We start from the raw sequence: 19732 nt of genomic DNA on the forward strand, positions 1-19732 counted from the left end.
GGGTCCTCTACAGGGATCGGTCGACGAGGTTGGCGGGGGCGGCGGAAGTCATCCGACCCGTGGGGGCGTAGGTCTCGAGCGTCCCGTTGATGCTCAGGAGCGTCTCGTGGGTGGCCCGCGCAGCGGCGGACAGCACGATCCGGTTGCTCTCGGAGAGGCGGCGGATCTCGTCCGTGACCTCCACCAGGGCGTCGCGGTGGGCGAGCAGCAGCTCGCTCCACGGCTCGCCGGCGGCCGTCGCGAGGTCCTTCAGGCTGGGGTTGGGACCCAGACCGACGGACTCGGCGTACGCGTCCACCTCCACGGCGCGCAGGAGCTCGCTCTGGCGCACCTGCTCCAGCACGATCTCCACCTCGCGGGTGGCGTGCGCCACCCAGCGGGTGCGCCCGCTGTTCAGGACCAGCTGCTCCTCCTCGAGCTTGAACAGCAGCAGGTCGAGCTGCTCGCGCTCGCGCCACAGCACGTTGGACACCTCGGCGACGCCCATGGACACCTCCTCAGCACGACGGTCGGGTTGTTGCTCGCCAGTCCATCGGCGGCGGCCCCCCGTCCCTGAGGGTTCTGCGGACGGGGACGCCTCGTCGCGGCCCGACCACGCCGTTCCCTCGGCGCGCGCCGCACGTGCACGAAGAGCTGCTGGTCCGGCTGTGACCCGTGTGGCTCAAGGAAGTCACCCGACCGGCCGAAACACTCTCCGTGAGCAACTCAGCGAGCACCCCGCCGAACCGGCCCCGCCGGTCGGGCCGCGAGGTCGACGAGCTCGTCCGCGCGCACCTGCCGATCGTCGGCTACCAGGTCAGCGAGACGATGGCGCGCCTGCCCGGTCACGTCCTGCGCGACGACCTCGTCTCCGCCGGCATGGCGGCGCTGGCCCAGGCGGCCATGAGCTACGCCGCCGAGACGGGTGTGCCGTTCAGCCGGTACGCGACGCTGCGCATCCGCGGCGCGCTGCTCGACGAGCTCCGCTCCATGGACTGGGCGCCCCGCGGGGCGCGCTCCCGCACCCGGCAGGTGGCGGCCGCCGAGGAGACGCTCGCCGCGCAGCTCGGACGCAAGCCCGAGCGCGCTGAGCTCGCGGCGGCCCTCGGCTGCTCGCCGGAGGAGCTGGACGCCGCCCGCGCCACCACCGAGCGCGCGCTGGTGAGCATGGACGCCTACGACGGCGTCGTGGCCGAGGTGCTGCCGCACGAGGGCCCCGGCCCCGAGGAGCACCTCCTGCAGAACGAGCAGGTCAAGTACCTGCACGCCGCCGTCGCCTCGCTGCCCGAGCGGCTGCGCACCGTGGTCTCCGGCCTGTTCCTGGAAGACCGCTCGGTGACCGACGTCGCGGCTGAGCTCGGTGTCACGGAGTCGCGGATCAGCCAGCTGCGCACCGAGGCCCTGCTGCTCATGCGCGACGGCATGAACTCGGCCCTCGAGCCCGCGCTGGTCGCGCGGGCCGAGCGGCCCGGGGGAGTGGTGGACCGCCGGCGCCAGGCGTACTTCGCCGCCGTGGCTGCGCACGCCGCCGCGATGCCCATGGCGACGCTGCCCGAGACGTCGGAGGCCGCTGTGCGAGGGCCCGTCCCCGCAGCCATCCCCGCGCCGGCATCGCCGGTCGAGCCCGGCAGCTGGGCCGCGCTGGCCTGAGCCGGCTCGACCGGTCCGAGCCCCGTCGTCGGGGCTCCTCGAACTGCAGCGGTGGTCCCGTGACTTCCCCACCGGGACCACCGCTGCCACCAACGCCCCTTGGCCGCTCCACGCGCACTGAGAGCTGGAGATCCTCGCGAGATCCAGGCGGGGCGGCTGCGGCAGGACCGCTGGGCTGGGCTCCGTGGCAGACTTCGCGAGAGAGCAGCGCCGCTCGTTCGCTGCAGACGGTGACCTGCGGTCGATCCAGCGCCTCGGTGGTCCTCACCTCTGGTCGGCGTCCTGACGCGGTCATCGGCACCACCGCCTGCCGGCACGGAGATCTCCGCCCGCCGTCGACCTGCCCCAGTCCCCGTCTCGCCACGAGAAGCTGACCCAGCCGCTGGACCCAGAACGCGCCCGCTCTTGCCACGAGGTGGACCCCTGGCGGTCGAGGGCCTCGCGATGACGAGCTCAGTGCCGATCTGTGCGCAGGGCGTGGATCGCTCCAGCGCTCCCGGGGCCTGTGGGGTTGCCCGCCCGTTCGTCGAGGTCCTGCTGTCCGCGCCCGTGCAGCACCGTCACCAGGACACGTCATCGTCGTTCATGCTCAGTCAGATCGCGACCGTGTGCGACGCTCTGGCCACGAAGAGACATTCGCCGCGCTGCCCGTCGCCGAGCGGATCCTCCGCGCGGTGGCGGCTGCGGACGACGCCCCAGGCGAGGCGAGCGGCTGCCCATCGCCTGAGCCTCGTCACCACGTGCGCCAGGCCGCCCCTGTTCGCGAGCGGCGCGCCGACCAGGCTCCGCTCTCCCGCGCGACTGACGGTGGCCACGCGCCACCGTTCCCCGCGCTGGCTGACGAGGCACGGCATGCCATGACGGGTTTCCGTGCTGGGCCCACGGTGACTGGGGCGAGCGTCTTCGACCTGACTCTCTTCCACCTGAGAGGCGTGACGCTCACGGGGGGGCTGGAGCCGTTGAGGCTTCGAGGCTCCACAGACCAGGGCAGCATGCACCCGGTCCACGACGCCGGGCGCCTTCACGAGGGGGGCGCACTCGACTGCCACGCGGTGCCGCAGAAGATCCCTGACGGTGTGCCGGCAACAGGGCGTCACCCAGCCGGACGCCCGACCGGGTGACGTGCCCCGCATCTGTGCTTGAAAGCGTTGAACGCGACAGCCGGATGGCCGATGGACACAGTGCAAGGAGCACTGACCCGATGACCGAGGAGGTCGCGATGAGCATGCCGATCACGTTCCGGGACCGCTCGGCGGAGGGATCCGGCCGCGTCCTGGAGCTCCCCAGCACGCGTCAGGCGGAGGACGGGGGCAGCAGTCGAGGAGCCGCGCCCAAGCGGCGGATCGAGGACTCCGTGCTGCTCACGGTTGCGGTCGCCGACTCCGAGCGCACCTACACCTACGTCATGCCAGAGACGGCGCGCCTGGAGGCGGCGGTCACATCGATCGCCGGTTCACCTGCTGAGTCCCTCGCCTCGCAGACCTCTCGTCTCGGGAGCCGGGTCCTCGCCCACCTCGTGACCTGAAGGCAGCTCCGCAGGCGCGTACCGTCCCCGAGCGGCTGTCCCGGCCGACCTCGCAGGAGCGGAACTTGGCTCCGGAGGTCGTCCGCCACCGGTGTGATGGCCGTGTTGTACGGACTGCCTGCATGAAGGTGGAAGCTGCAGGTGACAGACACCCCTGCGCGCGCTCCACGACCGTGTTGGAGTGCCTCCACGACCGTGTTGGGGTGCACTGCCGCATGTCGTCTCCGAAGCACAGGTGCGGCAGCTGCGGGCGTCACGACGGGCAACTCACAGGCACCACTGCGGGCGTCGCGGCAGCGTCACGAACGTCGTCGCACGACCCCGCACGGTGGGGGCCGTCCTGGACGGCCCACGAGACGAGACCCGGAGAACCGGTCAGATCACCCGCGACGAACAGTCCCTCGCGCGATGCCCGCCGTCATCCGGCGTTGCCGGCGCTCGTGCTGCGAGGCTGCCGAGGCAGGAGATCCCGGCGCCGTCTCAGCCGAGCCCGACCTGATCAGGGGCGAGCGCCACGGCGTACTTGTCACCGATCACGGATGGGGTCTTGACGACCACCAGCACGGCGTCGGTGATCGCCGTGAAGTCGGTCTTGGTGTGGGGAAGGACCACGATGATGTCGCCAGTGCGCCACTCCTCGCCGCCGATGCGGATGCGTCCTGCGACCACCACGGTCGCCTCAGTGGCCAGCCGGTGCTCGTGGAGAGGTTCGTGCGTCCCTGCTCGCACGTGCTTGACAGCCACTTCAGCACCAGCGCAGCGCATCGCCGCGGGTGCGAAGTCCCCGATGAACCAGCCGCCCTTCATGTCCTCGAGGCGGTGGTGCTGGAGGGCAGAAGGCCGGCTGCGCGGCGCGTCGATGGAGAGCACGACGTCGCGGTGCTCGGTGCTGGTGCTCATGTCACCTCATCGGCGTAGTGGGCCGAGGGCTTGAGCCGGTAGCTCCGGGGCGCGGCTCAGGCGGGGATGCCGAGGACCTGGGTGAGGTAATCGGGGCGGTTGCTCCGGAGCCACGACAGGCCTTCGTCCAGGAGGTCCTGGCTGCTCTTCCCCTGCCCGGTGCCGCGCTGGCCGACGTGGTGGACGTAGGAGCGGCTCACGAAGTGCCGGTATCCGAGCCGCTGCAGGTCCCACGAGATGAGGTCGTCCTGGAACCAGTTGGTGGCCTGGAAGCGCCCCACCTCCTCGAAGACGCTGCGCTGCATCCAGGCGACGACGGGGGCGATCATGGCCGTCTCGACGACGCTGCCCTCGGAGGCGAACCCGATCCCGGCCCTAGCGGAACCGTTGGCCTCGCGGATGTTCTGGGCGCCCTTCACGAAGTTCGACCTGACACCCACCATGCCCACCCGGAGGCTGTCGACGTGCTGGGTGAGCATGAGCGCGTCCTCGAGCAGCAGCCGGAGGGAGTCGGGGTGGAAGATGGTGTCGTCACCGACGAAGACCAGGTCCTCTGAGTCCGTCTGGTCCGTGCACCAGTTCCACGCCTCGCTGCAGGTCGTGAGCCCCTCAGGCCGCTTCAGGAGGCGGACGGAGGGGTTGTCGGGGAGGTGCCGCGGCTCCTCCGGGCCGTCCCAGGCGACGATCACCTCGAAGCCGGGTGCGTACTCCTTCAGTGAGGCCAGGAGGACTCGCAGGTCACCCCAGACCCGCTGCTTGTCTCCTGACTCCCACCGGCGATAGGTGGGCACGAGCAACGAAACCATGGTGTCTCCGCTCTGGGCTGAGGATCAGGAGGTGGTGAGTCGGTCAGAGGAGGTGATGGAGACTTCTGTGATCTCCAGAGGCTGCTTGGTGGGCTGAGCGGGGATGCGCACCGAGGTGTTCGCCCTGTCTCGCAGGGAGGCGAGGGCCACCGGCAGCTCCGTGAAGAGGCTCCGCTTGCGCTCCCAGTCGGCTACGCACGGGAAGTGGTTCCACGTCTCCATGGTTTCCCGAGGACGGTAGGGACGGGCTCCCCAGTGCACCGGCACCTCGGCGCCGAGCATGAGGGAGACGACGCCGACGAACTCCTTGAGCCGCAGGACTTCGCCCGGGACTCGGAAGCTCGGGGCCTCGTGGCTCGCGGCGGAGAGGGTGGCGAGCAGGGCGTCCACCACGTCGTCGATGTGGATCATCTCGATGACCTGCCCACCCGGCGACATCTGCAGCGCGACGCCCGTCTCGCTGGCGTCGACCAGGAGCCGCAGCAGCTTCTTCCGCTCGTCAGCCGGGCCGTAGGTGTCGGGGAACTCGACGGTCGCGGCTCTGACACCGCAGCACTCTGCGTAGAACTGCACGATGTCGACGAAGGCCTGCTTCGTCGCCGCGTACAGGGAGGACGGACCGTACGGGCGGCTGTCGTGGTGCTGCCAGACGCTGCCCACGTTGACGAAGCGCACGCCCTCGAGGTGCGACAGCGCCTGGAGGAGCTGGGTGCCCATGATCACGTTGGCGTCGAGGAGGTGGCCGACGGTCGAGTCGTCGTGGACCTGGATCGACTGCGCCGCGAGGTGGAAGCAGACGTCCGGCGCGTACGACCTGACCTCCCCGGTCCAGGAGCCGGAAGCGTCCGCTGTGATCACGTGGGCCCTCGAGGCCATCCACTCCGGGATGCGTGAAGTGCCCCGGACCACGATCGCGACCTCTGCTCCCATGGACATGAGGCGGCTCGTGAGGTGCATCCCCATGAAGCCGGTGGCGCCTGTGACGACGACCTTGAAAGGCATGTGTGCTTCCTCTGGTCTGGTAGGGGGTGTCCGGCTGGCTCTCCGGTGCGCCTGCGTGACCACCGCTGCTTACCGCAGCCGGGACCGTCGCTGGAGGAGCCGCGCCGGTGCTGTCAGCGCAGACCGCCGAGGACGTCGGCGACCTCGAGCAGCGCGCCGTCCAGGGCGTAGTGGTGGTTGCCGAGGTAGAAGCCGTCCACGTGGACCTGGTCGGCGTTCGGCAGGGGAGCAGACACGTCGGCGTTGAGGTGACGCATCACCGGGTTCCTGGCGAAGTTCCCGGCGACCACGGGCCGCGTCTGGACACCGGCGGCTGCGAGCGCGGCGACGACTTCGTCGCGGCGACCGGCAAGGTGCCCCTCGAGGACGCAGGAGAAGCCGAACCAGCTGCTCTCTCCCACCTCCTGCTGGAGCCGGACACCGGGGACCGACGACATCGCGTCCCGGAAGGCATCGGCGTTCGCCCGGCGGATGGCGACCATCGTCGGGAGCTTCTCCAGCTGGTGGAGACCCACGGCCCCGGACATCTCCAGCGGGCGGACGTTGTAGCCGGGGAGCACGAAGTGGAAGAGGTCGTGGAACCCGTGGACGCCCGCGGAGCGCAGAGCGCTGTCCGCCGGGAGGTTGCGCGTCCACCCGTGGGAGCGCAGGGACAGGAGCATGTCGCGGAGGTGGTCGTCGTCCGTGACGATGACGCCCCCCTCCATCGTGGAGATGTGGTGGGAGAAGAAGGTGCTGAAGGTGCCCATCAGGCCGAAGGTCCCTGCAGACCGGTCGTCGAAGGTCGCCCCCATCGACTCGCAGTTGTCTTCCAGGACCACCAGACCGCAGTCGTCCGCCAGCTGCTGCAGGTCGTCGAAGCGGTTGGGGTTGCCCAGGAGGTTCACGGCCATCAGACCCTTGGTGCGCGGGCCGCAGCGCTCCCTGGCGGCGTCGAGGTCGATGTTCAGGGTCAGCGGGTCGACGTCCACGAGGACCGGACGCAGCCCGTACTGGGCCAGCGGGTAGTACGTCGTCGCCCACGAGACGGCGGTGACGAGGACCTCGTCGCCAGGGTTGAGGTCGATCCGGTCGTCGAGCACGGCGGCTGCGACCATGAGGAGGTTGGCGCTGCTACCGGAGTTGACCATCACTGCGTGCGCGGCGCCGAACTGCTCTGCGAAGGCGTGCTCGAAGGCGTGGACGTGCGCACCCATGGTGAACTGGCCCGAAGCGATGACCTCCTGGAGGGCCGCGTACTCGCGGTGGTCCCACGTGCTGGTGGCGAGGGGCAGGGCCAACGGGGCCGGGGCTGCGCTCAAGCGGTCGACGCGCAGCTCGGAGACCTGAGCGGGGGTCGTGGTCACGCGGTCACCGCCGCGCCGAGGAAGTGCTCGTAGGTGGCTCGCATGCCGTCCTCCAGCGTGGTGGTGGGGTTCCAGCCGAAGCGCTGCGCCGGCCGGGAGTCCATGAGCTTCTGGTGCATTCCCGAGGGCGCCGTCGTGTCGTAGACGAAGCTCCCCTCGTAGCCGATGACGGCACGGGCCGCCTCGTAGTACTCGGTGACGCTGTGGTCGGTCCCTGCACCGGCGTTGAGCACCGGTGGCATCTCGTCGAGCCGGTGGAGGCTCTGCACGATCCACCGGGCGAGGTCGCCGACGTAGGTGAACTCCCGCCTCGCCGTGCCGTCGCCCCAGACGGTCACCGTCGGGTCCCCCCTGCGGTGAGCCGCATGGACCTTCGACAGGGCCGCTGCGACGAGGTGCGCCCTGTCCCCCTCGAAGTGGTCGCCCGGTCCGTAGAGGTTGGACGCGACGACTGCCCGGTAGGCGAGACCTCGCTCCTGGCTCGCGAACTGGCACAGGCGCGTCCCTGCGAGCTTGGCCAGGGCGTAGCCCTCGTTCGTGGGCTCCAGCGGAGCCTGCAGGAGATCGGTCTCCACGAGGGGCTGGCGGTGGTTCCGCGGATAGGTGCACGAGCTGCCCAGGTAGACGAGCCTGTGGATGCCGAGGCGCATGGCGGCGCGGAAGACCGCGCTGTCGATGGCGATGTTGTCCATGAGGAAGCCGGTCTGGTCGGCTGCGTTCGCCTTGATCCCCCCGACCTTGGCCGCGCAGTGGACGATGACGTCCGGCGAGGTCCGGGCGACCAGCCGAGCCGTCTCGGCAGGACTGGTGAGGTCGGCGGCGCTCCTGTGGGCGAATGTCACCTTGAGGTGAGGGTGCCGGTCGTTCCTGACCTCGGTCGCGATGGCCCTGGCCAGCATCCCGCCGCCACCGGTCACGAGCACCTTCAACGGCTTCGTCTCGGCTTCGGCAGGAAGGCTGATCACTGACGTCGCGCCGCCTTCGGTGATGACGATGCTCATCGGGTGCTCCTCTCCCCGCGGAACTGGTCGTTCAGCGGTGCAGTGCGGTAGTCATCCATCGGCCGGAAGGGCGACTGCCTTGAGCCCTTCGGGTGACAGGGGTGGGTGGTGCTCACAGGTACGGGAGGAGATGGGGTTGGATGCGGTCCTCCACGACTCGCCAGGCGCGAGCACGCTCGTAGTTGTCCCGCACGGCGTCTAGGCGCTCTGCGTAGTGCTCGGGTGTCGCTGTCCGCAGCGCGGCCTGGAGCTCCTCGAGCGTCTTGAACGTCAGGATCCCGTCGGGGTTGAAGTGGTTGAGGACCGCGGACGTGCCCCACCAGATGGGGATGGTCCCGGTGCGGAAGCAGTCGATGATCTTCTCGGAGAAGAAGTCGTCGGTCCACGTGTTCTCCACCGCGATCGAGTAGCGGTAGGGGAGGAGGGCGTCCGCCTTGTTCCTGACCTCGCCGAGGTTGGGCACGCCGTGCAGTCCTCGCCCGTACAGGTCGACACCCTGCAGGTGCGGGATCACGTGGTGCCTCATGCGGTGCCCGGACGTGAAGCCCTTGCCCGAGGCGACCATCGAGACGTCGCGTGACTTCTCGGCCAGCCTCTGGTCCTCCGGTGGCACCCAGCACCCGGCCAGGGGCACGGTCACGGCCCGTGGGAGCGATCGCGCCAGGTGGGCGTCACTGGTGATGACGAGGTCGAAGAGGTTGGGGTTGGCGGTCACGAAAGCGGTGGCCTCCGAGTACACCTCGGGCGACTCGATCAGCCACGCGACCTTGGTGTGCGCCCGGTAGGCGGCCGCCCGGGCGACGGAGAGGTTGGTGAAGACCACCACCGGATGCTTGACCGCGGGATCGAAGTCTCGCTCCCACGTCAGGACCCCCAGACCGTCGGCAGCGGGGTGGAAGTTGCTCAGCGACTCCAGCCGGTCCCCTGTCCACGGGTCGATGCCCTGCTCGTCGACGAGCGGGACGCGGATCTTCGTCGACGAGCTCGCACCGCCTCCGACGGAGGCCGAGTCGCCGGCCACCAGCACCGTCGGCTCAGAGCCCCGGGCGCGCACGGCGCTGAGCACGGAGGAGACGTCGAGCACGTCGTAGTGGACGGTGAGGTCACCGTCCAGGCACCCGACCAGGGACTCCGTCGAGCCGTCCCTGGGGATGACGAGCTCGACGTCCCACGTGCCACCCCTGCCCTCCCACTCCTGCACCACCGACTGCAGGGTGGCCAGCGTCTGGATGCTGCCCGCCGCGCCACCACGACCGATGACGACCGCGGTGCGACTCCTGTCGACGGTCGAGGACCGGCTAGCGGTGTTCGCGTCGCTCACGACGCTCACCGCTGCTCCCCCATCAGGACGAGGGGGGTGGCGGCGGTGCTCGACAGGCTGATCCTCGCCGACGTGACCAGGGTGCTCGCGTCCAGGCCGTGCTGCTCGGCGTGGCTGCGCAGGACGAGGAGGTCCCGCGGGTCCGTGTGAGCGACCAGACGGGAAACCTGCTCCGGCGCGTCGTGCTCTCCGAGGACGGAGGCGAGCACGAGCCAGGCCATCACACGGTCGGCGACCGGCATGGACTGGTTCTCGCCCAGCCCTCGCAGCGCGCACACCTCCTCGAGGCCGAGCTCTCGTGCCCGGACGCTCCAGGCCAGCGCGACGGTCCACGCGGCACGGGCGGCGAACAGGTTGCCTGCGACCACGGGCCGCCGGTCGTGGGGGTTCGCCTCGTGGAGGGCCTCGAACCACTCGAGGGCGACGACGGGGTGCATCGCCGAGGCCTCGCGGATCGTGCGCTCGATGAACTGGTTGGGCGCGATCCCGGCGATCTCGACGAGGCGCCGGCCGGCTGCGCTGACCGCGTTGACGATGAGGTCGAACGGCACGGCGTCGGAGGCGGTGCGCACCAGGTCCAACAGGAGGTCCGCTCCGGTGTGCGGGTCTCCGAGGCTGATCTTCGCCGCTGCCTCGATGACCTGGGCGCGAGCGGGGTCGAAGGGCATGCCCCAGGGGTCCGTGCCGCCACCGTCGGTGAGCGAGCTGACCGCGTCGAGCGCGGCCGTCGGCTCGTTGAGCTTGATGTGCTTTCGAGCGCGGTACACGGCGATGTTGCCGGGGGCCTCGCCGCTGGAGGCCATGACCTCCAGCCACGGCTCGACCTCGTCGGTGCGGTGACTGGCGAGCAGCACCTCGAGGGCTGCACGCCCACCGATGACGATCGAGGTGGGGTTGCCGGGGGTGGTGCGGAGCTCCTCCAAGACCTCCAGCGCCTCGTCGGTCTTGCCCGCCCACAGAAGGGTGCGGCCCTGGTTGCTCAGGAGGACCGCGCGCTCCGGGTCGCCCTTCGGGGTCGCCTCGAGCTCCTTGGTGGACAGGGCGAGGTTGCGCATCGCCTTGTTGCGCTCTGCCGTCCGCTGGGGCTGGTAGCCGCTGTGCATCAGGCGGACCGGAGGCTGCTGCGGCGACATGCCTCGAGCGGGGATCCCGGGCAGCGCCAGCGGGTACTCGTGGAGCGCTCCCGTCCACCGGTAGTACCCGCGGCGGAAGATCCGGGAGGGCTGGGTCGTCAGGCCCGTCGTGCTGCCGCGGTGCGCCGTCGAGATGATCGTGATGGAGATCTGGTCGTACGGATCGGTGTCGAGCTGGCGGCGCCAGGCATCGACGTCGCCCTCCATCACCTCGTCGGCGTCGACCTGGATGACCCAGTCACTCGTCGCGTGTTCGAGAGCGCGGTTGCGGGCGTCCCCGAAGTGGTCGTTCCAGTACCCCTCGACCACCACGACCCCGTGGGAGCGGGCGATGTCCACGGTGCGGTCGGTGCTCCCGGTGTCGTAGACGACCACCTCGTCGACGAAGGGAACGAGGGCGGTGAGGCACTCGTCGAGCACCTCTTCCTCGTCCTTGACGATCATCACGGCACTGATCGTCCGCCGAGCCGTGACCTCCTGGGCGGACTCCCGGAGGCGCAGACCGGTAGCCCCCACCCACGAGCTGCGGCTCGCGCGCACATCCGTCACAGCACGCGGGACCACCAGGATGCTCCGCCCGTGGGCGCCCACCACGCTGATGGTCTGGCTGTGGACGCGTGCGCGTTCACGCACAGCGGCCGGCCAACCGGTGGAGAAGGCGGCGCTCGTGGGTGCGACCAGCACGAGCGCCCTGGCGCTCGCCTCGGACGCCGCGGCACCGTCCAGCGCTGCGGCTTCCGACACGCGGACCGTGCGGGTGCGACGTGCGAGGTGGCTGGGAAGGGACGTCGCACGAGCGGACACGACCACGACCTGGCAGCCGCCCCCGGTGCGCACGACCTGCTGCACGCACCGCACCAGCGCATCAGGGGTGGTGCTGTCGATGAGGACGACGGTGATGTCTTCGCTCGCAGGAGGAGTGATGTCCATGTGGCGCTCATCGGCGCCGCAGCCCTCGGCCTTGAGCCGAATGGGGGACGCCGCGATGAGCGCGAGGAAATCCTCACGTGCACCGGTCGCGGACCGATGGACGGGGTGTCAGCCCACGGACGGGCTCGATCAGCACCACTGACACTCACGGAGGAAATCACCATGGCTCTGACCGTCAACTCGAACATCCAGGCCCTCAACGCCTACCGCAACCTGAACAAGACGCAGGCCGGCCTGTCCGCTTCGCTCGAGAAGCTGTCCAGCGGTCTGCGCATCAACCGCGCTGCTGACGACGCCGCCGGTCTGGCCATCTCCGAGGGCCTCAAGGCCCAGATCGGTGGTATCAACCAGGCGTCCAAGAACGCGCAGGACGGCATCAGCCTGGTCCAGACCGCCGATGGCGCCCTGGGCCAGTCGCAGGCCATCCTGCAGCGCCTCCGCACGCTGGCCGTCCAGTCGGCCAACGGCAGCCAGAGCACCGACTCGCGCACGGCCATCAACTCCGAGGCCACCGCCCTGAAGGCCGAGCTCACCCGCATCTCCGACACCTCGTCCTTCAACAGCGTCAACCTGCTCGACGGCACTTACAAGACCGGCTACGACTTCCAGATCGGCTACAAGGCCAACGGGACGTCCAGCACCGGAAACGTGATCGCGGTTGCGATCGACTCCGGCGCAGCCTCGGTGGCTGCTGCTTCGGCCGTCGCTGCTCAGACGGCGATCCTCGCCAGCCTGACCTCGACCGGCACGTTCGCGGACGCGGCGACGACGACGATCTCCGGTGCTTCGGCGACCACGTTCAGCGCGAAGATCAACGGTGTCACTGTCAACTTCAGCGTGAGCGGCACCTTCGCCAGCACCAACAACGACATCGTCGGAGCCTCGGTGGCGGCCATCCTGACGGCTCAGGCCGCCTCGGTGAACGCCGTCTTCACGTACAGCGCTGCCAGTGACACCTTCACGGTCACCGCCGGGGGCGCGTCCGTGGGCGTCTCGTCGAACGTCACCTTCCTCGGTGCGGCGACTGTGCCGGCTGGCGGCCTCACGCTGAACTTCGGCGCGACCGTCTCCAACACGGGCACCGCGTCTGTGAACGCGGCGTCCGCTGTGGCGGCTGTTGCGGCGGGCTCCTTCGGCGCTGGGGGTCTGGGCGTGGCTTCGCTCGACCTGTCGTCGCAGTCCACCGCGGTCTCGGCGATCACCGCCATCGACACGGCCATCAAGAACGTGTCGAACGCTCGCGCCTCCCTCGGTGCGCTGCAGAACCGGTTCCAGTACACGGTCGACAACCTCGACACCACTGCTGAGAACCTGTCTGCTGCTCAGAGCCGCATCACGGACACCGACATGGCGTCCGAGATGGTCAACTTCACCCGCGCTCAGATCCTGTCGCAGGCCGGCACCTCGATGCTGTCGCAGGCCAAGAACCTGCCCAGCAGCATCCTCTCCCTGCTCCAGGGCTGATCCACCCCGACACCACGACGCCGGGCGAGGCGACTCGCCCGGCGTCGTGGTCGTCGGCTCCTCAGCCACTTCTCCCTGATCCTCGTCAGCCTCCGGAGGCTTCCCGTGACCTCGTCGACGTCCAGTCTCAGCACGTCCACCAGCGGTGCGGCGTCGATCTCAGGTCTCGCCAGCGGCATCGACACGGCTGGCCTCATCAAGAACTTCCTCGCCCTCGAAGCGGTTCCCCAGACCGTGCTCAAGGGCAAGCTCTCCACCGGTCAGGCGCAGCTGAGCGCGCTCCAGGCCATCAACGCCAAGCTCGCTTCCCTCACCACGTCCGCCGCGGCGCTGTCCACCGGCACGGCGCTCAAGACGATGGCCGTCGCCACGACCAGCTCCGCCGACACGGCGACCGCCAAGGCGGTGACTGCCACGGTGACCGGGACGCCGACGGCGGGGAACCTCGCCATCAGGGTCAACGCTCTCGCCGTGGCCGAGAGCCGCGAGTTCACCGGTACGACCGACACCTCGAAGACCTCCTGGACCCCGCCCTCCGGTGCGACCAGCTTCCCGGTGACGATGACCGCCGCCGGGGTCACCAAGACCTTCTCCGCTGCGAGCTACAGCGCCGCTGACGTCGCTGCGGCCATCAACGCCAACCACGAGGGCGTCACCGCCGCCGTCATCCCCGACTCCAACGGCGCGGATCACCTGGTCCTCACCGCGAAGAGCGGCAGCTACCCCGACTTCGCCCTGACGCTCACCGACTCGAGCAACGCCTCCGTCGCTTCGGAGAAGGAGAACGGCAATGCCGGAGCCGACGCTGAGATCAGCGTCAACGGCATCACGCAGAAGTCCAAGTCCAACACCTTCACCGGTGTGGTGGCAGGACTCGACGTGACCCTGGGCAGCAGCGCCGCGGTGAACACCACGGCCACGGTGACCACCACGCGCGACGCCGCTGCGACGGCCACCTCCGTCGGGGGTGTCGTCTCGCAGATCGCAGCGGTGCTCGACGACATCGACTTCCACACCACGGCGCCCGCTCCCCCCGCCAAGGCGTCGTCCGTCAACGGTGGCCTGCTCGCCGGCAACTCGGTGCTGCGCGGCATCTCCGACGCCCTCACCCGAGCGGTCTCCGACGCAGCGGCAGCGGTGGGCGCGACCACGGCCGACACGGGCATCGAGGTGAAGACCGACGGCAGCGTCGCTGTCGACACCACCAAGCTGACGGCGTTCATCAGCAAGAACCCCGCGATCTCGAGCACGCTGCTCACCCAGCTGGGCACCGCGGTCAACACCGTGGCCAGCCAGGCGAGCCTGTCCGGCAACGAGACCAGCCCGACCACCGGCACCGTCAGCCGCCTCGTGGCGGCCATGCAGAGCAGCAACACCAGGCTCGGCAGTGACATCAGCGCCTGGGACGTCCGCCTCGCCATCCGCTCCAAGACGCTCAACGCCCAGTTCTCGGCCATGGAGACGGCGCTGTCGAAGCTGCAGTCGCAGAGCTCGGCTCTGACGACCGCGCTGAAGCAGCTCGAGACCAACTGACGCTGGCGTCCGCGTCCACAGCACCACCACCTCACCGCTGACGGAAGGGATCTCCCGTGCCCGCTCCCGCTTCCATGCGCGCCCGCTTCCTGCAGGACGGCGCCGCCGGCGCCTCGCCGCAGGTCATGCTGCTCCGCCTCTTCGACCGCCTCCTCGCCGACCTCGCCCGCGGTGCCGCGGGTCTGCGGGCGGGGGAGCGGGAGGCGTCGCACAAGGCGCTGATGAACGCGCAGAGCATCCTCAACGCCCTGACGGTCGCGCTGGACGGGTCCGACTGGGAAGCGGCGGACAACCTCCGTGCGCTCTACGCCTTCCTCCTCACTGAGTTGGCCCAGGCCAACGTCAAGCAGGACGCCGAGCGCGTCGATGCATGTTTCGCAGTCGTCGAGCCCCTGCGCGACGCCTGGAACCAGGCCGCCTCGAGCCTGGTGCTGCCCCACACGGAGACGTCGGTGCAGCGCAGCCTGCCGATGGGAGGGATGACCGCGTGAGCAGCACCATCGCCCTGCCCGGCAGCAGCGAGCACTGGCGCACCGCCTGGGTGCGGGCGCTGGACGCCCTCGAGCTCGACGTCAACGACGTCGAGAACCTCCTCGACCACCTGCACTCCGCTGCTGACGCCGCTGCGCAGTCCGATGCCGCTGAGGCCGTCGCGCAGCGCAGCGCGCTGTTCCACCAGCTCGACGGCTCCCTCGGACCCGTGCCGATGGAGCTCGCCCACCGCGCCCGCGTGCTGCTGGCCCGCCAGCTCGACGCCGGTGCGTACCTGGCCCGCGCGATGGTCGCCAACCGCCGCCACGCCCGCGTCGCCGAGGAGACGCAGGTCCGCCCGCACGCCGGGATCCCCATGTACGTCGACGCCGAGGCCTGAGGAACCGCCATGACCACCACCCAGCGAGCTGAGACCACCGCTCGCAGCACCCACGGCGCCGGGGCCACCCCCGACGGCACCGTGCTGGTGGTGGTCGCCCGGCAGGCCATCTTCACGTCCGACCTCGACCTGTTCGCCCACGAGCTGCTCTTCCGCGCCGCTGAGGGGTCCCAGACCTCCGAGCTGACCACCGCGGCCGAGCACGACGCCGCGACCTCCCACATCCTCTCGGCGACCTTCACCGACTTCGACCCCCAGGAGATCAGCGGCGGGCTGCCGCTGTTCGTCAACCTCACGCGCTCCTTCGTCGTCGGCGACCTCCCGCTGCTCACCGGCGCCGAGCGCATGGTGCTCGAGGTCACCGAGGACATCCCCATCGACGACGCCGTGCTCGCCGGCATGCACCGCCTTCGCGACGAGGGCTACGCCCTGGCCCTGGACGACTTCGAGGGCGAGGAGTGGCGCCTGCCCGCGCTGCCGCTGGTGCAGTACGTGAAGCTCGTGCTCGACCCGGACCGCCGGGAGCGCGTGGCCGAGCTGGTCGAACTGGTGCGCCGGGAGGCGCCCGAGGCCAAGATCGTGGTCGAGCGGCTCGAGACCGACGACGACGTCGAGCTGTGCCGCTCGCTGGGCGTCGACCTGTTCCAGGGCTTCGGGCTGGAGCGCCCGCAGACGCTCACCGCCAAGACGCTGCAGAGCTCCCAGCTGGTGGCGCTGCAGCTCATCGCCGCGCTGACCAACCCCGAGACGCACCTGCGCGAGGTCGAGCGCCTCGTGGAGAACGACCCCGGCCTGAGCATGCGCGTGCTGCGCGCGGCGTCGTCGTCGATGGTGGCCTCCACCACCAAGGTCTCCTCGGTCCGGCAGGCGATGGTGCTGCTCGGTCCGAAGCCGCTGACGTCGTGGGCCACCCTGACGGCGCTCAGCCCCACGGGCAGCAGCTCCCAGCAGCGCGTGGTGATGACGCACGTGCTGCACCGCGCGAGCGCCTGCTCGCTCATGGTCCCCTCCGACCCGCACACCGCCTACACGGCTGGCCTGCTCTCGGCGACCGCCGAGGTGGTCGGCGTCTCCCCGGCCGAGCTCCTGGCCGACGTGAACGTGGCCGAGGACGTGCGCGCCGCCGTCGTCGAGCACCGCGGTGTGGTGGGGCAGGCGCTGAAGGCGCTCATGGCGTGCGAAGGACGCGTGCCCGGTCAGCAGATCGACGGCGTCGACGACCGCACGGCCACCGCCTACCTGCAGGCGCTCAAGGAGGCCATGGACATCGCGGCCTCCCTCGCCGGATGACCTGCTGAACCCTCGTACGAACTGCTTCACCCGGACGGCTCAAGGACTGCGGCGCCGCTGCCGACAACTCCTTTGAGCGACGGACAGCTCACCAGCGGCCACGGATCGGCCACAGGTCACACCGGCAGCAAGCACCAGCCCCTCGCGGCAGGCGCCCTCCCGGTCGGCTCGTGGAGGTCTTCCCCGTGTTCGACTCCGTCAGCTCCAACGCGCTGCAGAGCGCCCTCGACGGTCTGGCAGCGCGCCAGCGCGCCACCGCCGACAACATCGCGAACATCAACACCCCCCACTACCTGGCCGCCCGCGTCGATTTCGAGGGCGCGCTGCGCTCCGCCGTCAACGGCGGCACCGGGGTCGCCCGCGCCACCGAGGGCCGCTCGACGGACCCGACGCGCGAGGACGGGAACAACGTCGACCTCGAGACCGAGACGCTGTCCAGCATCGACACGCAGCTGCGCTACCAGCTGCTGACGCAGGCGATCTCGAACAAGCTCACGTCCGTCCAGACCGCGCTGCGCACGAGCTGAGGCGGCGGACCGTGGGACTCTTCGACGCGATGGGCGCTGCGGGCAGCGGCATGACCGTGGCCCGCAAGTGGATGGACGCGATCAGCGACAACCTCGCCAACATGAACAACGCGTCGCGCACCAGCGGCGACGCCTTCCGGCAGCGCTTCGTCACCGCGCGCGCCGTCGAGTACGGCTCCGACCACGGCAACCAGGCCGGCGGGGTCCGGGTCACCGGTGTCCAGTTCGGCAGCGGCGCGGGCCGCATGGTCCACGAGCCGGACAACCCGCTGGCCGACGAGAACGGCTACGTCAAGTACCCCGACATCGACCTGGCCAGCCAGATGGGGCAGCTGATCATGACGCAGCGCGCCTACCAGGCCAACGCCGCCGTGGTGGACCGGGCCAAGAGCTCCTACGAGGCCGCGCTGCAGATCGGAAAGAAGTGAGATGAGCATCCCCGCCCTCGACGGGCTCTCCAGCGTGCTGAACGGGATGCAGGGGCTCGGGTCGACCAGCGCGACCGGCTCCAGCACCGGTGCGGCAGCGGTCACCTCCCCGTACACCTCCGGCGTCACGGCCACCACCGCCACCTCCGGCACGGGCACCGCGGCGGGCGTCGGCGCGGTGGGAGCCACGGGCTCCAGCTTCGCGGCGACGCTCAACTCGAGCCTCGAGAACGTGCAGCGCCTCCAGGCCAACGCCTCCGACCTGGCCGTCCAGGCCGCCACCGGAGACCTGGACGACGTCCACGACTACATGATCGCGGCCGCCAAGTCCTCCATGGCCACTGAGGTCACCGTCGCCATCCGCAACAAGGCCCTCGAGGCCTTCAACGACATCATGAGGATGCAGGTCTGATGCCCCCGCAGCTGCTCGACCGGCTCAAGAGCGCCGGCTCGTCCGTCTCCGCCATGACGCTGGGTCAGAAGGTCATCGCCGTCATCGGCGTGGCCGTGCTGGTCCTGGGCGCCACCGCCTTCGGCCGGTGGGTCTCCACACCCAGCCTGGTGCCCGTCTACGCCAACCTCTCCGGCACCGACGGCCAGGCCATCGCCGACATCCTCACCCAGGACGGCGTGCCGTTCGAGGCCACCAACGGCGGCACCGGCATCTCCATCGCCCGTGAGTCCGTCGACGCCGAGAAGATGAAGATCGCGGCAGCGGGCCTGCCCAGCGACAGCAGCTCCGGCTCGGCGGTCCTCGCCAGCTCGGGCATCACCACCTCGCAGTTCATGGAGAAGGCGAACTACCAGCGCGCCATGGAGGCGGACCTCGCCAAGACCATCGAGCAGCTGGACGGCGTGCGCACCGCCGTGGTGCACATCGCGGTCCCCGAGGAGACGGTCTTCACCGACGACAAGGGCAAGACCACCGCGTCCGTGCTGGTCGAGACGACCCCCGGCAAGACGCTGACCGACAGCCAGATCCAGTCGATCCTCAACCTGACCGCGTCGAGCGTGCCGAACCTCGACCCGAGCCAGGTCACCATCAGCGACTCGACGGGCCGGCTCCTCTCCGCTGCGGGTCAGGGCCTCACGGGCTCCGGCTCCAGCGACGCCCGCACCCAGCAGTACGAGTCCGACAAGGCCGCCTCCATCCAGCAGGTGCTCGACAAGGTGCTCGGCCCGGGCAAGGCCATCGCCTCGGTGAGCGCGGAGCTCAACTTCGACACGACCAACGAGGTCAAGGAGGAGTTCGACTACCCCAAGCAGCTCCCGCCGCTGTCTTCGAGCACGTCCACCGAGAAGTACACCGGCACCAACGGCCAGACCGGCGGCGCTCTCGGCACCAACGGCGTCCTCGGCGTCGACGGCACCACCACCACCACCAACGGCGGAGCCGGTGGCAACGGGTACGACAAGGAGCAGTCGACCGTCAACAACCCCATCAACAAGACGACGACGACGAGCCAGCTGGCCCCGGGCACGCTGAAGCGCCAGTCCATCGCCGTGGTGGTGGACGAGAAGGCCGCGAAGGCCATGGGCATGCCGCAGCTGCAGGAGACCATCGCCAACGCCGCCGGCGTGCTGGACACCCGCGGGGACTCCCTCTCGGTGACCCAGGCGACCTTCGACACCTCCGCTGCCGACGCCGCCGCCAAGGACCTCGAGGCCGCCAAGGCCGAGGACGCCAAGGCCGCGCAGACCAAGCTCATCACGCAGGGCGCCGTCGGCCTCCTGGCCCTGGTCTTCCTGCTGGTGGTCTTCATCGCCTGGCGGCGCGCCGCCAAGCGCCGCCCGTCCCGCGAGTCGCTCGACCTCGGCGAGCTCGAGCGGCTCTACCCTGCTGGTCCGGTCATCGGCCCGGACGGCGTCGCCGCCCTGGGCGCCCCGGGCGCCCCGCAGCTCACCCCCTCCGCCCCGGACCCCGCCGCGCTGCGTCGCGCCGAGGTCGGCGAGCTGGTCGACCAGCAGCCGGCCGAGGTCGCCGACCTCCTCCGCGGCTGGCTCGCTGACACCCGGAAGGTCTGAC

Annotated in this window: 19 protein-coding genes; 11 read left to right on the forward strand and 8 right to left on the reverse strand. The window is 70.1% G+C overall.

The genetic code is table 11. The features are described from left to right. Positions 1–7: 7 nt before the first annotated feature. Positions 8–487: a flagellar protein FlgN gene (locus FMM08_RS16295; RefSeq protein ID WP_147927447.1), complete on the reverse strand. Its 480-nt coding sequence runs from the start codon at positions 485–487 to the stop codon at positions 8–10. A 209-nt stretch (positions 488–696) separates the two neighbouring features. Here FMM08_RS16295 and FMM08_RS16300 point away from each other — a divergent pair, with 209 nt between their 5' ends. Both FMM08_RS16300 and FMM08_RS16305 read left to right on the forward strand, forming a co-directional pair. Then, the gene (locus tag FMM08_RS16300; protein WP_147927448.1) at positions 697–1629 is read left to right on the forward strand and encodes a sigma-70 family RNA polymerase sigma factor; all 933 of its coding nucleotides are present in this window, start codon (positions 697–699) and stop codon (positions 1627–1629) included. A gap of 1219 nt (positions 1630–2848) precedes the next feature. Next, positions 2849–3154: a hypothetical protein gene (locus tag FMM08_RS16305; RefSeq protein ID WP_147927449.1), complete on the forward strand. Its 306-nt coding sequence runs from the start codon at positions 2849–2851 to the stop codon at positions 3152–3154. 480 nt (positions 3155–3634) lie between these two features. Here FMM08_RS16305 and FMM08_RS16310 read toward each other — a convergent pair whose 3' ends face one another. From FMM08_RS16310 to FMM08_RS16340, 7 genes are all read right to left on the reverse strand, one after another. Then, positions 3635–4054, reverse strand: a complete 420-nt coding sequence (locus tag FMM08_RS16310) for a cupin domain-containing protein (RefSeq protein WP_222710849.1) — start codon at positions 4052–4054, stop codon at positions 3635–3637. Positions 4055–4110: 56 nt separating this feature from the next. Next, entirely contained in the window at positions 4111–4845 is a 735-nt protein-coding gene (locus FMM08_RS16315) for a glycosyltransferase family 2 protein (RefSeq protein WP_187279800.1), read from the reverse strand. Positions 4846–4884: 39 nt separating this feature from the next. Continuing rightward, positions 4885–5862, reverse strand: coding sequence for an NAD-dependent epimerase/dehydratase family protein (locus FMM08_RS16320; protein ID WP_147927451.1), 978 nt, complete (start codon positions 5860–5862; stop codon positions 4885–4887). A 113-nt stretch (positions 5863–5975) separates the two neighbouring features. Continuing rightward, positions 5976–7208, reverse strand: coding sequence for a DegT/DnrJ/EryC1/StrS family aminotransferase (locus tag FMM08_RS16325; RefSeq protein ID WP_222710850.1), 1233 nt, complete (start codon positions 7206–7208; stop codon positions 5976–5978). Then, complete coding sequence (locus tag FMM08_RS16330) at positions 7205–8209, reverse strand: NAD-dependent epimerase/dehydratase family protein (RefSeq protein WP_147927452.1); 1005 nt, start codon at positions 8207–8209, stop codon at positions 7205–7207. Before FMM08_RS16330 ends, FMM08_RS16325 begins: the two co-directional genes overlap by 4 nt. Positions 8210–8321: 112 nt before the next feature. Then, entirely contained in the window at positions 8322–9539 is a 1218-nt protein-coding gene (locus FMM08_RS16335; RefSeq protein WP_147927453.1) for a glycosyltransferase family 10 domain-containing protein, read from the reverse strand. Beyond that, positions 9536–11593: a tetratricopeptide repeat-containing glycosyltransferase family 2 protein gene (locus tag FMM08_RS16340; protein ID WP_147927454.1), complete on the reverse strand. Its 2058-nt coding sequence runs from the start codon at positions 11591–11593 to the stop codon at positions 9536–9538. The genes FMM08_RS16335 and FMM08_RS16340 overlap by 4 nt, the downstream gene beginning before the upstream one ends. Between FMM08_RS16340 and FMM08_RS23990 the strand changes: the two genes are divergently transcribed. The 9 genes from FMM08_RS23990 to fliF all read left to right on the forward strand — a co-directional run bounded on the left by FMM08_RS23990 (position 11594) and on the right by fliF (position 19731). After that, positions 11594–13057, forward strand: coding sequence for a flagellin N-terminal helical domain-containing protein (locus FMM08_RS23990; protein ID WP_222710851.1), 1464 nt, complete (start codon positions 11594–11596; stop codon positions 13055–13057). Between the two features lie 105 nt (positions 13058–13162). Next, a complete protein-coding gene (gene fliD, locus FMM08_RS16350) occupies positions 13163–14590 on the forward strand; it encodes a flagellar filament capping protein FliD (protein WP_147927455.1) in 1428 nt (475 codons plus the stop codon). A gap of 56 nt (positions 14591–14646) precedes the next feature. Next, positions 14647–15081, forward strand: a complete 435-nt coding sequence (gene fliS / locus FMM08_RS16355; RefSeq protein ID WP_222710852.1) for a flagellar export chaperone FliS — start codon at positions 14647–14649, stop codon at positions 15079–15081. Continuing rightward, a complete protein-coding gene (locus FMM08_RS16360) occupies positions 15078–15461 on the forward strand; it encodes a hypothetical protein (protein WP_147927456.1) in 384 nt (127 codons plus the stop codon). The genes fliS and FMM08_RS16360 overlap by 4 nt, the downstream gene beginning before the upstream one ends. 9 nt (positions 15462–15470) lie before the next feature. Next, positions 15471–16751 carry an EAL and HDOD domain-containing protein gene (locus FMM08_RS16365; RefSeq protein ID WP_147927457.1) on the forward strand — a complete coding sequence of 427 codons (1281 nt, stop codon included), beginning with the start codon at positions 15471–15473 and terminating at the stop codon, positions 16749–16751. A 185-nt stretch (positions 16752–16936) separates the two neighbouring features. Further along, on the forward strand, positions 16937–17278 hold the full coding sequence (locus FMM08_RS16370) for a flagellar basal body rod protein FlgB (RefSeq protein ID WP_147927569.1): 342 nt from the start codon (positions 16937–16939) through the stop codon (positions 17276–17278). A 29-nt stretch (positions 17279–17307) separates the two neighbouring features. Further along, positions 17308–17706 (forward strand): flagellar basal body rod protein FlgC, encoded by a 399-nt coding sequence (locus tag FMM08_RS16375; RefSeq protein ID WP_147927570.1) that lies wholly within the window; start codon positions 17308–17310, stop codon positions 17704–17706. A 46-nt stretch (positions 17707–17752) separates the two neighbouring features. Next, on the forward strand, positions 17753–18118 hold the full coding sequence (gene fliE / locus FMM08_RS16380; RefSeq protein WP_147927571.1) for a flagellar hook-basal body complex protein FliE: 366 nt from the start codon (positions 17753–17755) through the stop codon (positions 18116–18118). Further along, positions 18118–19731 carry a flagellar basal-body MS-ring/collar protein FliF gene (fliF, locus tag FMM08_RS16385; protein WP_147927458.1) on the forward strand — a complete coding sequence of 538 codons (1614 nt, stop codon included), beginning with the start codon at positions 18118–18120 and terminating at the stop codon, positions 19729–19731. Before fliE ends, fliF begins: the two co-directional genes overlap by 1 nt. Position 19732: the final 1 nt, after the last annotated feature.

It is taken from the genome of Quadrisphaera setariae, from assembly GCF_008041935.1.
Lineage (GTDB): Bacteria > Actinomycetota > Actinomycetes > Actinomycetales > Quadrisphaeraceae > Quadrisphaera > Quadrisphaera setariae.

Excerpts from the sequence above, each read along its gene's own strand:
- FMM08_RS16320 (WP_147927451.1), bottom strand. The coding sequence starts at position 5,862 with ATGCCTTTCAAGGTCGTCGTCACAGGCGCCACCGGCTTCATGGGGATG.
- FMM08_RS16340 (WP_147927454.1), bottom strand. The coding sequence starts at position 11,593 with ATGGACATCACTCCTCCTGCGAGCGAAGACATCACCGTCGTCCTCATC.
- FMM08_RS16330 (WP_147927452.1), bottom strand. The coding sequence starts at position 8,209 with ATGAGCATCGTCATCACCGAAGGCGGCGCGACGTCAGTGATCAGCCTT.
- FMM08_RS16365 (WP_147927457.1), top strand. The coding sequence starts at position 15,471 with ATGACCACCACCCAGCGAGCTGAGACCACCGCTCGCAGCACCCACGGC.
- FMM08_RS16375 (WP_147927570.1), top strand. The coding sequence starts at position 17,308 with ATGGGCGCTGCGGGCAGCGGCATGACCGTGGCCCGCAAGTGGATGGAC.
- fliE (WP_147927571.1), top strand. The coding sequence starts at position 17,753 with ATGCAGGGGCTCGGGTCGACCAGCGCGACCGGCTCCAGCACCGGTGCG.
- fliF (WP_147927458.1), top strand. The coding sequence starts at position 18,118 with ATGCCCCCGCAGCTGCTCGACCGGCTCAAGAGCGCCGGCTCGTCCGTC.
- FMM08_RS16295 (WP_147927447.1), bottom strand. The coding sequence starts at position 487 with ATGGGCGTCGCCGAGGTGTCCAACGTGCTGTGGCGCGAGCGCGAGCAG.
- FMM08_RS16305 (WP_147927449.1), top strand. The coding sequence starts at position 2,849 with ATGAGCATGCCGATCACGTTCCGGGACCGCTCGGCGGAGGGATCCGGC.
- FMM08_RS16310 (WP_222710849.1), bottom strand. The coding sequence starts at position 4,054 with ATGAGCACCAGCACCGAGCACCGCGACGTCGTGCTCTCCATCGACGCG.